The organism is Aerophototrophica crusticola, from assembly GCF_012913305.1.
Classification (GTDB): Bacteria; Pseudomonadota; Alphaproteobacteria; order Azospirillales; family Azospirillaceae; genus Niveispirillum; species Niveispirillum crusticola.
Map to the genome: position 1 here is coordinate 1,917,292 of NZ_CP051775.1, position 13,221 is coordinate 1,930,512.

The following is a 13,221-nucleotide window of genomic DNA, read 5'->3' on the forward strand; positions in this document are numbered from 1 at the left end:
GCGCCTGCGAGATGCGGGGTGAGACCCCGCCCTGGGTAGCCGTTTCGCACCGCTCCCCCACGCGGCACCCCGGAATGGCAAAAGGGCGGCCCTCGCCGGGCCGCCCCCCTACTTCCCATTGCCCCGGGAAGGCCCGTCAGGCGCCGATATACTCCAGCCCGTCGGCGGAAACGAACATCTTGGACCCCACCAGGTCCACGGTCTTCACGCCGTTCAGCACCACCCGGTTGCCGTCGCCCATGTCCAGCACGGCCCCGCTGCTGCCCTGGCTGACCTTGATCCCGCTGTCGGACAGGCTGTCCACGCCGTAGCCGCGCAGGTCCAGCTTGTCGATGCCGGCCTCGAAGTTGAAGATGCGGTCGGCGCCGCTGCCCTTGGCGAAGACGAAGGTGTCAGCCACCCCGTCCTTGGCGGAGTAGAGCAGGTCGTTGCCCGCCCCGCCGATGAACTTGTCCGCGCCGTTGCTGCCGTACAGCTTGTCGGATCCGCTGGTGCCCTGGACGGTCTTCCCGGCCACCGTGCCGGGGTCCGGGCTGGTCGAAGGCGGCGGCGGCGGGGCGGCCGTGGCGCCGCCGGCCCGGGCCACCAGGTCGGCCCAGCTCTTGGTCGTGTCGGAGAAGACGAACTTCTCCACGTTCACCACCCGGTCCGTGCCGTCCAGCGTGCTGGTCATCACCAGCGTGCCGCCATCCATGGCGAACTTGAAGCCGCTGAGGTTGCCCTTGTAGGTGGCCGTGTCGGTCCCGGTGCCGCCGTCGATGGTGTCGTTGCCCGCCCCGCCGGTGATGGTGTCGTCGCCACCATTGCCCCGCAGGACGTTGTTCAGCGCGTTGCCGACCAGCTTGTCGCCGGCATTGCCGCCATTGGCATTCTCGATCTTGGCACCGAAGGCCACGGCGATGTTGTTCACCGCGGCGGTGCTGCCCTTCGCCCCGACGGAGCTGAAGGCGCCCTCGTTCAGGTTGATGGTGGCGGACCGGGTTTCCCCGGTGGCGTCGAAGGTGTCGGTGCCGCCGGCGTCCCAGAAGGTGGCGACGTAGTCCTTCAAGCCGGCCAGCTTGTACACGTCGTTGCCGGTCTTGTACGACATGTTGGCGCCGTACAGGTGCTGCAGGGCGGCGATGTCATAGAGCTGCAGGGTCTGCGGCCGGACGGACCCCATGGTGGGGTGCATGTCGTAGGCCATGACCGTGTATTGCTGGTTGTCCGTGGAAGACGGCAGGAACGGCCCGTCCTCCTTACCCCCGGCGACGTCGTAAGGTCCCGGATGCTTCAGGCCCAGGGCGTGGCCCAGCTCATGCATCATCACCCAATAGGGCTTCTGGCCGGCGACGGGGTTGTCCCAACCGGTCTTGGCGGTGCTGATCCACACATCGCCGCCGACCGTGGACGAGGGCGGGTAGCCCCAGCCGCTCATGCCGGAATTGTAGGCGTTGCCGAAGGCCAGCTTGCCGACATCGCCTTCGGCCGTGCCGGACTGCGTCTTCTCGGTGAAGCTGACCTTGGCCACGCTCGAATAGGCAGCCAGGATCTTCTTCATGGCCGCCTCTTGGGCGTCCGTATAGGGCTTGAAGCCATCCTTTTCGCGGACGAGGCGGGAATAGTAGGTCGGGAGTTTCTGGAGGAAGGTGTAGGTCAGGTTGGTGGCCACCCCGACGGAACCTTTGTTCCATTGGGTCATGTCGGGGCCGAGCAGGGCGTCGATGTGGTTGGCGACCATGGCGCAATACCTCTCTTCCGGCCGGCATGGGGAATGCCGACGCATATCGATTGTGGTAATCCCGATCTGATGGGAATTCTTTGGCGGGGTTGTTAAAAAGAGGTAAATGTGTCAGGAAAAAGGCAAGACTATTTAGGTCACAGATAAGTCTACTGTCTGGTCAACTGTGAAAAAATCCGGACCTCACCAGCAAAATTACCCAATATTCGACATGTATCCTTCCATGGATACCTGACGGGAAATTGCATTAGCGAATGCCAATATTCGGATGACGCAACAGGGGCTTGGCCGCACCCACATCGCAAGAAGAAGTCCTGCAACAATCCTGCATGAGATGCAGAAAGCGCATGCTGCGGCGCCGAAAGCCCCAGCAAATGTGATGCCGTTGCTTCGGTGTTGCTGAAGCCCGATTGCGATGGGAAAATGTGGCGAGGTCACAGTTCTGTCACGGCAGGAACGTGCGTCCGCCAACGTTTCGAAGCCTCGCCGAAGCCGCCGCGGCGGGCATTGATCCCGGTCAATCCGGACCCTCCCACCCGTCCGGGAAGGCGTTTTCCAGCCAGCCGAAACGATGCCGGCGTGCTGCGGGCATGACCTGCCTGCCCCGGAAACAGAAAGGCCGGCCCGTTCGTCACGGGCCGGCCTTGTCGCAGGTCGGTTGCTCGGCGGATGCCGGGTGTCAGCTTGGGAAATAGCTTTGCTGGTACTTGGCGGGGGCCTGGGTGCGGCTGTAGCGGGCCAGCTTCTTGATGTTGACCCGGGACAGCACCACCCCGCTGATCCGCGTCCCCGTGCCCGCCAGCTTGGCGACGGCGGAAGAGACGAGGTGGCGCGACGTACGGCCCCAGCGGACCACCAGCAGCGTGGCGTCGGCCATGCCGGCCAGCACCAGCGCGTCCAGCACCACGCCCACGGGCGGCGTGTCGATCACCACCATGTCGTAGGTCGTGGCAAGGTCGCAGATCAGCATCTGCGTCCGCGGGCTGCTCAACAGCTCCACGGCGAAGCGGATGCGCTTGCCCGCGGGGACATAGTGCATGCCGCTGGCCGGGTCGACGCGCAACACCTGGGACAGGTCGTGCTCGCCCTGGATCACCTCCGCCAGGCCTGCGGCGCCCACGTCCGGCCGGCGGCCGGCATTGGCCATCACCCGGGCGATGGTGGGCTTGCGCAGGTCGCACTCCAGCAGGATCACCCGCTTCCCCGCCGCCGCCGCCAGCCGCGCCAGGGACACGGCCACGTTGGTCTTGCCCTCGTCCGGCACGGCGGAGGTGACCATCACCACCCGCGGCCGCCGCTCCGCCGGGGCCAGGGTCAGGGAGGTGCGCAGGGCGCTCACCGCCTCCGCATACTGGCCCAAGGGTTCCTTGATCGCCGTCAGCGACGGGTGCTCCCCGGTGCCGAGACGGCGGAGCTGCGGCACCATGCCCAGCACGGGCAGGCCCAGCTTCTGCTCCACATCCTCCGGGGCGCGGTAGCCGTGGTCCAGGAACTCCACCACCAGCACCAGGGCCAGGGCGGCCAGGATGGCCCCGACCAGCGTCAGCGCCATCAGGATGGTGCGTTGCGGGTAGGACGGGCCCAGGGGACGCTCGGCGCGGGACAGGATGCTGGCGTCGGCGCCGGGGGCGTCCAGCTGGACGGAGATGCGCCCCGCCCCTTCCAGGAAGGTCTTGTAGAGCGACCGGGCGGCGTCCGCCTCGTTCTCAAGCTGGCGCAGGACGATGCTGGCGCGGTCGCCGGCCTCGTTGGTCTTGGCGGCATCCGCCACCTTGCTGTCCAGCTCCCGCTCCTCGGCCCGGGCGGCACCCAGTTCCGCCTCCAGCCGCTGGATGGAGGACTGGAGTTCCTGGGTGAGTTGGGTCTGTACCTGCTTCAGCCGGGCATTGGCGTTGACCACGTCCGGGTGCGTCGGCCTATGGGTGGTGCGCAGCTCGGCCAGCGTGGTGTTTAGGGTGTGCATCTCCTGCCGCAGGGACTGCAGCAGGGGTGTCGTCCATACCGCGGGCGTGGCGTTGGCCGCGTCGCGGGCCGGGTTGCGGGCAAGGTCGCGGGCCTCTCGCAGGGCCGTCTCCGCTGCGGAGCGCTTGGCCCGGGCCGCGATCTGCATGCTGCTGAGGGTGCCAAGCTGGTTGTTGGCCAGGGTGTTGCCGTTCACCGTGACGATGTTGTTCTGCTCACGGTAGAGCTGGACGGCGCGGTCCGCCTCCACCACCCGCTGGCGCAACTCCTCGCTTTTCTGCTCGAACCAGGCCGACGCCCGCTCCACCGCCTGGTATTTGTTCTCGAACTGGGCGGTCAGGTACATGTCGGCGAAGGTGTTGACGATCAGCGCCGCCTTGGCCGGGTCCTCCGACTGGTAGGTCAGCAGCACCGTGTAGGACTTGCCGTCGTTGAACACCCCCAGCTTGGACACCGCGGAGCCCACCACCGCGCTCTCGATGATCTCGGGCGGGATCAGGGTGGGGTCGATCGGCTTCTCTTCGAAGCGGGAACGCAGCGGCTCCGGGAACAGCTTCACCAGACCCGTGCGGGTCAGCAGGCCCGGCTCGAAGGGTTGCAGGGCGAAGTTGAACTCCGGATCCTGTTCCAGGTCCAGCTTGTCCACCACCCGGCGCGCCAGGGCGCGGGATTTCAGGATGTCCATCTGGCTCCGGATCAGGGCGCTGTCCTTGCTCAACCCCGGTTCGAAGCTGTCCATGGCGATGATGTTGTTGTTCTTCACCTCCAGCAGCAATGCCGTGGTCGCGGTGTAGCGCGGCACGATGCTGTTGATGGCCATCACGCCAAGCACGGACAGGACCACCACGACGGCCGCCATCAGGTAGCGGCGACGCCAGAGCATGGTGAAGATCTGGCGAAGGTCGATGTCCTCCGACGCATCCACCGGGGCAATACGCTCCACGGCGACGGGAGGTTTGCCGATCGCGTTCATGTCAGGCGGGGTCCTTCCACGCTGCGGGGCTCCCAAAAGCCCGGGTTGTCAGGCTCGGGGGACTGTGACCGTCCCCTTCATCTCTATTGGAAAGGATAAGCGACAGGTCGCCAATCCTTCTCTTGGCGTGCCCAATTATTGCAGCCATAACCACTTAGCCGGTATGCGGCAGTGCAATGTAATCGGCACACAAATCGGCGCAAAAGGCGCATCTGGATTAGGCGAATAGGTTCCGCTGCTTAGTGGTAAGCACCCCGGGCGACGGCATGCTATTGCGGCGGAAGGCCCGGGAAGCAGGTGGTGGAATCCGGCGATGTCCGGCCACCTCGCAAGTGTCGGCGACCCTTGTCGGTCCGGGTATGGCGATGCAGGCCGAAACCCAAGCTTTCAGCGGCTTCCGGCACCGATCAGGGCAGCTTTCCCTGCCCACCCCCATCCCGAAGATGAACGAGGTTTTCCACAGGGGTGGTAACCTTAACCGCTCTACAAGCGCCTATTTACCCGAAATTGCGGGAACAACACGTTTACCGATGGGGCACTTGATGACATTAAGCATGCCTGGGAGTACACCCACAGCCATTCCGTCGGTCCCGGCCGGAAGCTTGCTTTGACGGCCCGACTGTTTTAGTCAATCGATACATGCGTTGCATTGCAGCAACGGCATGAAATCAAAAGCGAATTCACCTCAAGTCTTGAAGTGTTCGGCATATGAAGCAGACGCTTTACCCGGACATTTAGACTAAAGACGTCAAACCAAGTGAAGGGGCTGCTGCCCGGTCAGCGCGTCGCTCGAAGGCAAACCAGGAGGCGGGGGCAATGGTCGACCAGTCGCTTGCGGCTGATTCCGTCTTTGATCCGATTTCAGAATTCGGCTTCGAAGAGGAACAGGAAGCCAAACCCCTTTACCGCAATGGCGCCAAGCGGGCGCTAGATGTCGTCGGGGCGCTCTGCCTCTTCCTTCTCTTCCTGCCGGTCATGTTGATCGTGGCCGTTCTCATCAAGCTGGATGGCGGCCCCGTCCTGTTCCGGCAACAGCGCATCGGCGCCGAGGGCAAGCCATTCACCTGCCTGAAGTTCCGCACCATGGTGGGGGACGCGGAGACCCGGTTGCAGCGGCTGCTGGCAAGCGACCCGGCCGCGCGGGAGGAGTGGGAGAAGCAGCAGAAGCTGAAGAAGGACCCCCGGATCACCCTGGTGGGCCGCTTCCTGCGCAGGAGCAGCCTGGACGAGCTGCCCCAGATCTTCAACGTGCTTGGCGGCAGCATGAGCCTGGTCGGCCCCCGACCCATCATCGCGGCGGAGATCGAGCGCTATGCCGACTGGTTCGATCATTACAAGCGCACCCGCCCCGGCCTGACCGGCCTGTGGCAGGTGCTGCGGCGGGACGACACCGACTATGACCGCCGGGTGGAGCTGGACAACCTGTACGTCGCCCATTGGTCCCTGCGGGGGGACGTGGTGATCGCCCTGCGCACCGCCTGGGTGATGCTGATCGCCCGGGGCGCCTACTGAGTGCCCGACCAACGAGCGAGCCGGCGACCAACGCCGGCCGGAGGACCTGAGGTCATGCGGATCTGTTACATCGTCGAGGCCATGGGTGCCGGGTCGGACGCCATGTGGTGGACATCGCCCTGGGCATGTCGGCCCGCGGCCATACGGTGCACGTGGTCTATTCCCCCTTGCGGGCAGACCCGGCGCTGCTGGCGGAGTTGGCGGTGGATGCGCGGGTGGTAACGTCCGCCATCCCCATGCGGCGGGAGCCGCACCCCTCCGATGCCCTGGCGCTCGCCCGGATCGCGGCCTACCTCTCCAAGAACGGCCCGTTCGACATCCTGCACGGCCACAGCTCCAAGGGCGGCCTCTATGCCCGCCTGCTGGGCCTTCTGGGCACCGCGGCCAGCATCTATACCCCCCATGCCTTCATGACCTTGTCGCCCGGCCTGTCCGCGGCGGAATCGCGGCTCTACCGCACGGTGGAGGGCGTCCTCGGGGGCATGTCCAGCAAGGTGGTCTGCACCTCCACCCAGGAAAAGGAGCATGCCCAGACCCTGGGCATCCCGGCGCGCAAGCTGGCGGTGATCCGCAACGGCATCGACGCCAAGGGCTTCGAGCCCGCCACCGACTTGCGGGCGGAATTGGGCCTGGCGCCGGAGAAGCTGCTGGTGGGCTTTGTCGGCCGGCTGGAGTACCAGAAGGGCGTGGACGTGCTGCTGCGTGCCGCCCGCATGGCCCTGGACAGCTACCCCGCCCTGCATTTCGCCATCATCGGCAGCGGCAGCCTGGAAGACGACCTGAAGTCCCGCGCCTTCCTGATGGGGCTGAAGGACAACGTGTCCTGGCTGGGCGGGCGGAAGGCCCGGGCCTGCTTCCAGAGCTTCGACCTGCTGGCCATGCCCAGCCGCTATGAGGGGATGCCCTACACCCTGCTGGAGGCGCTGCATTGCGGCGTGCCCGTGGTCTGTTCCGACTTCGGCGGCGTGAGCGACACCATCCGTGACCGGGTGAACGGCATGATCTTCCCCATGGAGGACGCGGCCACCTTCGCCACGCGCCTGGTGGAGCTGGCCAAGGACCCCGCCCTGCGCGCCGGCCTGTCCGCCTCGGCGAGCAACATGTCCCGCCATTTCACGGTGGAGCGCATGTGCGCCGAGCTGGAGGCCCTCTATTACGGCCGGCCCGTCCGGAAGGCCCGGATCACCGTTGTCCGGGACGGGTCCCACCCCCAGGCATCCGCGGTACCGGCAGCCGGCGATTGAAGCCCATCACCCGTCAGGGGGGAACGGAGACGAGCTTGCGCCACCGCTTCTCCATCGCCGTGATCTGGTCGGCCCTGGGCAACTGGTCACGGGAAGGCATCAACTTCCTGGTCTTCCTCATCCTGGCCCGGCTGCTTGGGCCGGAGGCCTATGGCCTTGTCGGGATGGCCATGGTGCTGGCGGCCCTGGCCCAGATCTTCCTGGTGGACGGAATCGGCACCGTGCTGGTGCAGCGCAAGGAGCTGGAACCCGGCCACATCGACATGGCCTTCTGGCTGCTGCTGGGGGTCGCGGGGCTGATCTCGGGCGCCATGCTGCTGGGGGCCCAGCCATTGGCCGCCTTCTACCGCCTGCCGGAGGTGGCGGACCTTGTCCGGTTCATCGCCGTGCTGCCGCCCCTGTTCGCCCTGTGCGGCGTGCAGGTCGCCCTGCTGAAGCGCGACATGCGGTTCGACGTGCTGACCCTGCGCAGCATCCTGGCCACCATCGTGGGCGGGCTGGTGGGGGTGGGCATGGCGCTCCGGGGCCATGGCCCCTACAGCCTGGTTGCCATGTTTGCCACCCAATGGACGGTGCAGCTCATCGTCCTCTGGGCCAAGTCCTCCTGGCGGCCCGGCTTGGCCGCGCGGGCCACCCATTTTCGCGACATCCGCCGCTACGTGGCGGAGACGGTGGGCACCCGCATCCTGATGTACCTGGAGCAGCAGCTTCCCCGCATCGGCATCGGCGCCTTCCTGGGCCCGGTGGCGCTGGGCCTGTTCACCATGGGCTGGCGCCTGCTGGAGATCCTGAGCATCCTGGTCATCATGCCGGTGAGCCAGGTGGCCATGCCCGCCTTCAGCCGGTTGCAGCATGACATGGAGCGGACGGCCGCGGCGCTGGGGTCCATGCTGCGCCTGTCGGTGCTGCTGGCTTTCCCCGCCTTCATCGGCCTGGCGGCCATCGCCCCGGTGCTGGTGCCCCTGGCCTTCGGCGAGAAGTGGGCCGAGGCGGTGCCCGTGGTGCAGGTGATGCTGCTGCTGGGCCTGCCCTGGGCCATGACCTATTGCACCAGCGCCCTGATGGCCGGGGTGGGCATCCTGCGCTGGCGCCTGATCCTGGGCTGGGTCAGCCTGGCCGGGCTCTTCCTGGTCCTGCCCGTGGGCTATTTCCACGGCATGGTCGCCCTGGCCTGGGCCCTTGTGGCCCGTGCCGTGCTGCTGCTGCCCCTGAACTTCTGGGTCCTGCGGAAGGAGCTGGGCATCGCCACCGGCCCCCTGTTGCAGGGCGTGGCGCCGATCCTCATCGCCTCGCTGGGCATGGGGGCCGCGGTGATGGCCTGGCAGCATGAGCTGGCTGGCCACCTGTCGCCCCTGGCCCTGTTGGCGAGCAGCATCCTGGTGGGGGTGGTCAGCTACCCGCCGCTGGTCCTGCTGCTGGCGCGGCGGGCGGTGATGCCGCTGCTGCGCATGCTCCGCGGGTTGAGGCAGGTGACGCCATGAGGGCCCTGGTCCTGTCCGACTTCGGCCATGTCAATGGCGGCGCGCCAAAGGTGGCTATCGCCGCCACGCTGGCCCTGCACGCCCAGGGCACGCCGGTGGAGTTCGCCTATTGCGTCGGCCCGCCGGACGAGGCGCTGGTTGCCTCCGGCATCCCCTGCACCAGGTGCGGGCGGCCAATGTCTGGACGAAGCGCAACCCCCTGGCGGCGGCACGGGACGGGGTGTGGAACCCCTCCACCCGCCGGCAACTGGCCGAGCTCCTGTCGCGCTTCGACCCCGCGGATACGGTGGTGCACAGCCACCAGTGGACCAAAGCCTTCAGCCCCTCCGTCCTGTCCCTTCCTGGGGAGCTGGGCTTCCGTCATGCGGTGACCCTGCACGACTATTTCTTCGCCTGCCCCAACGGCGCCCTGTATGACTTCAACCGCCGCCGGCCCTGCGGCGTGGCGCCCATGTCCGGTGCCTGCCTGCGGACCAACTGCGACAGCCGGGCCTATGCCCACAAGCTGGTGCGGGTGGCCCGGCAGGCCCTTGCCGACCGAGCCTTGGCGGCGGCGCCCGCCTGGCCGGAGCTGGTGCATGTCAGCGACTTCGCCCGGCGCATGGTGGCCCCCTACCTGCCTGCGGGCATCGGCCAGCACGTGGTGCCGAACCCGGTGGAGGTCACCGACCGCGGCCGCGCCCCGGCGGAAAACTACGAGCGCGCCGTCTATGTGGGCCGGCTGGTGCCCGAGAAGGGCGTCGTCCTGGCCGCCCAGGCGGCGGCCGATGCGGGCATGCCCATCACCTTCGTCGGCGACGGGCCGGAGGCCAACGCCATCCGCCTGGCCAACCCGCGGGCTGAGCTGGTCGGCTGGGCCGAGCCCGCCCGGGTGGCAGAGATCGTCCGCACCTCCCGCTGCCTGCTGTTCCCCTCCACCTGGTACGAGACCAGCGGTTTGGTCTGTGCCGAGGCCCTGGCCAACGGCATCCCCGTCATCGCCAGCAGCACCACCGCCGCCGCGGACCTGGTCGGCGAGGGCGGCGGTGGGATCGTCGTTCCCCCCGGCGACCGGGAAGCACTGGCCAGCGCCCTGCGGGTGGTCCGCCAACCGTTGCGCGCGGTCAAGATGAGCCACGCCGCCTACATGCACTTCTGGCGGGACCCTCCCAGCCCCGCGGCCCATGCCGCGGCCCTGGCCCGGCTCTATGCCGGGATGCTGTCCCGCCCCCTCCCCTCACCCGCCGACGCCCCCGCGGCGCGGCACGCCACGCCCGAGGTCGCCTGATGCCCCCCACCCTTGCCGACTATGCCGCCACCTCGGCCCGTCGCCCGGCCCCGCCGTCGGCCCCCATCGTCACCCTGGTCACCGTCTGCCTGAACGCGGCCAAGACCATCGGCCGGACCATCGACAGCGTCCAGGCGCAGACCTTCCCAGGCATCGAGCATGTGGTGGTGGACGCCTGCTCCACCGATGGCACGGTGGAATTGCTCCGGAAAAGGCTGCGGCCCCAGGACTTCCTGCTCAGCGAGAAGGACAAGGGCATCAGCGACGCCTTCAACAAGGGCGTGGCCCTGGCCCGTGGCCGCTATATCCAGTTCATCAACGCCGACGACTGGCTGGAGCCCGACCAGGTGGCAAAGGCCGTCGCGGCCATTGAGGCTTCGGGGGCGGACTTCGTCTTCGGCGACCTGCTGTTCTACCAGGGCGGGCGGCCCACCTTCCGCTACCGGGGGGATGGGAACTATGCCCGCACCATCGGCAAGGTGATGCCAGCCCTGAACCACCCCACGGTGCTGGCCCGGAAGTCCGCCTTCCAGCGGGTGGGCCTGTTCGACCCGGGCTACCGCTGCGCCATGGACTATGACTGGTTCCTGCGCCTGCACCGGGCCGGCGGCAAGGGCGCCTATGTGCCCGGGATCCTGGGCCACATGACCCATGACGGCGTGTCCAACACCCAGTACCTCCGCACCATCGAGGAGGTGCGCCGCATCGCCATCGCCCACGGCCGCCCGGCTGCGCTCGCCACCGCCGAGGCCATGGCCCGCCGCCTGAAGACCGGCCTGGGCCAGCAGGTCAAGGCGAAGGCCTTTCCCCTGTACCAGCTGGTCCGCCAGGGCATCAACCGGAACTACCAGCGGGTGTAAGGGACCCTAGGTCGGGGTGAGCGGCAGCGAACCCCGACATCGCGCCCACGTCGGGGTTCCCGGTGGTCACCCCGACCTACCGCGCCTCCACCTGCACCTCGAAGCTGGTGCTGTCATTGTTCACGTCCAGCCCCGGGCCGGGGGTGATGGCGAGGGTCAGGGTCGTGCCCGGCTTCAGCGTCTCCGGCACGCTGAAGCGGGCCTGGCCGGGGCGCCCCTCCCCACCCAGCAACGCGGACCAGACCGGCTTCCCGTCCAGCAGCATCAAGGCGCAGGTGCCGTCGCCCCGGCTGGAGGAGCGATTGGCGCGACCTTTCAGCAGCACCGGCCCGCCGGTCTCCGCCGTCCAGTTGCGCACCACCCAGACCTGCTGGCCCTTGGTGACGCCGGGATGCCCGCCCTGGGGCGTCACCTCCAGGAAGGGCACCTTGCCCCGCCAGGTGGTGCTCCACTCATTGGCCTTCCATTCCAGCGGGTCGCTTTCCGCGGCGCGCCGGGCAGCGATGTCGGCGCGGCCTTCCGGCAGGGGGCAGGCCGGGTCCAGGTTGCCATCGGCCTTTGCCGCCAGGGCCGCCGGCTGCCCTGCCGCGTCGGGCGGGGCCACGGCCAGGGTGGTGTAGGTCCAGCCCTTGGCCCCCTGGCTGCCGGCGAAATCCAGCCGGCTGTCGGCCAGCAGCGGCTTCCGCCCAGGTTCCTTTACCGCGCCCAACGGGCCATCGATATAGACCGGCGTCTCGTCCAGGGTCAGGGTGACCCTGCCGCCCTTGGGCTGCACCTGTGTCGTGGCGCCCACGGGGGTCGTGAGGGTCAGGGGACCCGAGGCCTCCGCCTCCAGCACCGACGGCCCGTCGGAGGACCAGGCCACGTGTCGCGCCGCGCCGCCGGCGTCGAATCGGTACAGGCGGGTCCGGGGGTCCGTCTTGACCCGGCCCATCGGCTCCGCCGTGCCCAGCTTGGCAACCAGCGTTGCATAGGCCGGGTAGGTGGGGGCCGGGGCGTACATGCCCATGGGGTCGTCGGCGGAGCGGACCAGCCCCATGCCGCCGAACTTGTCATAGTCGCGCAGCAAGTACCAATAGACCCGATCCACCCCGCCGGTCAGCAGGATGGCGCTGATCTTCACCATGTAGCGGGCGGCGTTGTGGCGCCCCTGGGGGCTGGGGTCCCGCCGCCCCACCTCCGTCGCCCAGACGGGTTTGGGCCGGCCACCGTTGGCGTCGCGGATCTGCCGCTGCAACACCTCCAGGTCATCCTCCAGCCCCTCTGGTATGGGGCGGTAGGGGTGGATGGCCACGGCATCCATGTTGTCCAGGGCGCCCTTGTCGAACAGGGCCTGGAACCAGGGCTGGGGCAGCAGCACCGCCGCCCCGCCGGCCACGACCAGGTCCGGCCGGTCCGCCTTCAGGGTGCGGTAGGTCTCCGCCAGCATGGCCACGTAGGTACCGGGGCGGTCCTGCTTGCACGGGCCCTTGCAGAAGCTGCCATTGTACTCGTTCCACACCTCCACCGCCGGCACCTGGCCGCGGAAGGTCTGGGCCAAGAAGCGGGCGTAATTGGCGAATCCCCGGTGCCCCGCCGCCGTGTGGGGCGTCTGGCCGTCGTCGTAATGCTTGTTCTCGAAGCTCAGCACCACCAGGGGCGTGATCCCGGCGGCACCCAGGGCCTGCATATAGGCACGGTAGCGGTCGGGCACGGCGTAGCGGCCCTTTTCCTTCTCCACCTGGGCCCAGTACAGCTCATCCCGCACATGGTTGACGCCCAGCCGGGCGATCAGCGGCACGATGTCCGTCTCCCAGCCCTGGGCGAAGTGGGTCATCACCCCGAAGCGGGCCGGCCCCTTGCCTTCCGGCTTTGGCACGACGGCGAGGCTGGTGGTGGCGGTCTGGCCCCCCGCCTCCACCGCCAGCTCATAATAGCCCGGCACCTGCCAGCGCCGGGGCAAGGCGGCCGCGCCGCCCTGGGCCTTGCCCTGGCCGGAGTCCACCGTCTTGCCGTCGAAGTCCGTGAGGGTCCAGGTAAAGGACGGCGCGTCGGTCAGCACCCGCACCGTCCCCTCCTCCCCCGGGGCGAAGACGTTGCCGAACCGGCCCGTCTCCAGCCGTACGTCCGCCATGGCACTGCCGGAGAGGAGCGCCAGGGCCAAGCCCCAGGCCACGGCCCGTCGGCTTTCGGGGCGGGGTCTCATCACGCCTTGCTCCTTTG

Annotated in this window: 8 protein-coding genes; 5 read left to right on the forward strand and 3 right to left on the reverse strand. The window is 68.0% G+C overall.

Annotated elements, in window-relative coordinates:
- Positions 1-136 precede the first annotated feature (136 nt).
- Together HHL28_RS09350 and HHL28_RS09355 are read right to left on the reverse strand one after the other, a co-directional pair.
- Positions 137-1,720: a M10 family metallopeptidase gene (locus HHL28_RS09350; RefSeq protein ID WP_075768683.1), complete on the reverse strand. Its 1,584-nt coding sequence runs from the start codon at positions 1,718-1,720 to the stop codon at positions 137-139.
- A gap of 679 nt (positions 1,721-2,399) precedes the next feature.
- Positions 2,400-4,655 carry a GumC family protein gene (locus HHL28_RS09355; RefSeq protein ID WP_075768682.1) on the reverse strand — a complete coding sequence of 752 codons (2,256 nt, stop codon included), beginning with the start codon at positions 4,653-4,655 and terminating at the stop codon, positions 2,400-2,402.
- Positions 4,656-5,513: 858 nt separating this feature from the next.
- Here HHL28_RS09355 and HHL28_RS09360 point away from each other — a divergent pair.
- The 5 genes from HHL28_RS09360 to HHL28_RS09380 all read left to right on the forward strand — a co-directional run bounded on the left by HHL28_RS09360 (position 5,514) and on the right by HHL28_RS09380 (position 11,019).
- Entirely contained in the window at positions 5,514-6,167 is a 654-nt protein-coding gene (locus HHL28_RS09360; RefSeq protein WP_075769143.1) for a sugar transferase, read from the forward strand.
- A 107-nt stretch (positions 6,168-6,274) separates the two neighbouring features.
- A complete protein-coding gene (locus HHL28_RS09365) occupies positions 6,275-7,411 on the forward strand; it encodes a glycosyltransferase family 4 protein (protein ID WP_169655038.1) in 1,137 nt (378 codons plus the stop codon).
- 35 nt (positions 7,412-7,446) lie between these two features.
- On the forward strand, positions 7,447-8,892 hold the full coding sequence (locus HHL28_RS09370) for a lipopolysaccharide biosynthesis protein (protein ID WP_075768680.1): 1,446 nt from the start codon (positions 7,447-7,449) through the stop codon (positions 8,890-8,892).
- 163 nt (positions 8,893-9,055) lie between these two features.
- Positions 9,056-10,159, forward strand: coding sequence for a glycosyltransferase (locus HHL28_RS09375; protein ID WP_169655040.1), 1,104 nt, complete (start codon positions 9,056-9,058; stop codon positions 10,157-10,159).
- Positions 10,159-11,019, forward strand: coding sequence for a glycosyltransferase family 2 protein (locus tag HHL28_RS09380; protein WP_075768678.1), 861 nt, complete (start codon positions 10,159-10,161; stop codon positions 11,017-11,019). Before HHL28_RS09375 ends, HHL28_RS09380 begins: the two co-directional genes overlap by 1 nt.
- 76 nt (positions 11,020-11,095) lie before the next feature.
- Here the strand turns inward: HHL28_RS09380 and HHL28_RS09385 are convergent, their stop codons facing one another.
- A complete protein-coding gene (locus HHL28_RS09385) occupies positions 11,096-13,204 on the reverse strand; it encodes a glycoside hydrolase 5 family protein (RefSeq protein ID WP_075768677.1) in 2,109 nt (702 codons plus the stop codon).
- Between the last annotated feature and the right edge of the window lie 17 nt (positions 13,205-13,221).

What these genes read in the sequence shown, in the direction of transcription:
- HHL28_RS09385 (WP_075768677.1), bottom strand. Translation starts at nt 13,204, where the DNA reads ATGAGACCCCGCCCCGAAAGCCGACGGGCCGTGGCCTGGGGCTTGGCC.
- HHL28_RS09355 (WP_075768682.1), bottom strand. Translation starts at nt 4,655, where the DNA reads ATGAACGCGATCGGCAAACCTCCCGTCGCCGTGGAGCGTATTGCCCCG.
- HHL28_RS09350 (WP_075768683.1), bottom strand. Translation starts at nt 1,720, where the DNA reads ATGGTCGCCAACCACATCGACGCCCTGCTCGGCCCCGACATGACCCAA.
- HHL28_RS09380 (WP_075768678.1), top strand. Translation starts at nt 10,159, where the DNA reads ATGCCCCCCACCCTTGCCGACTATGCCGCCACCTCGGCCCGTCGCCCG.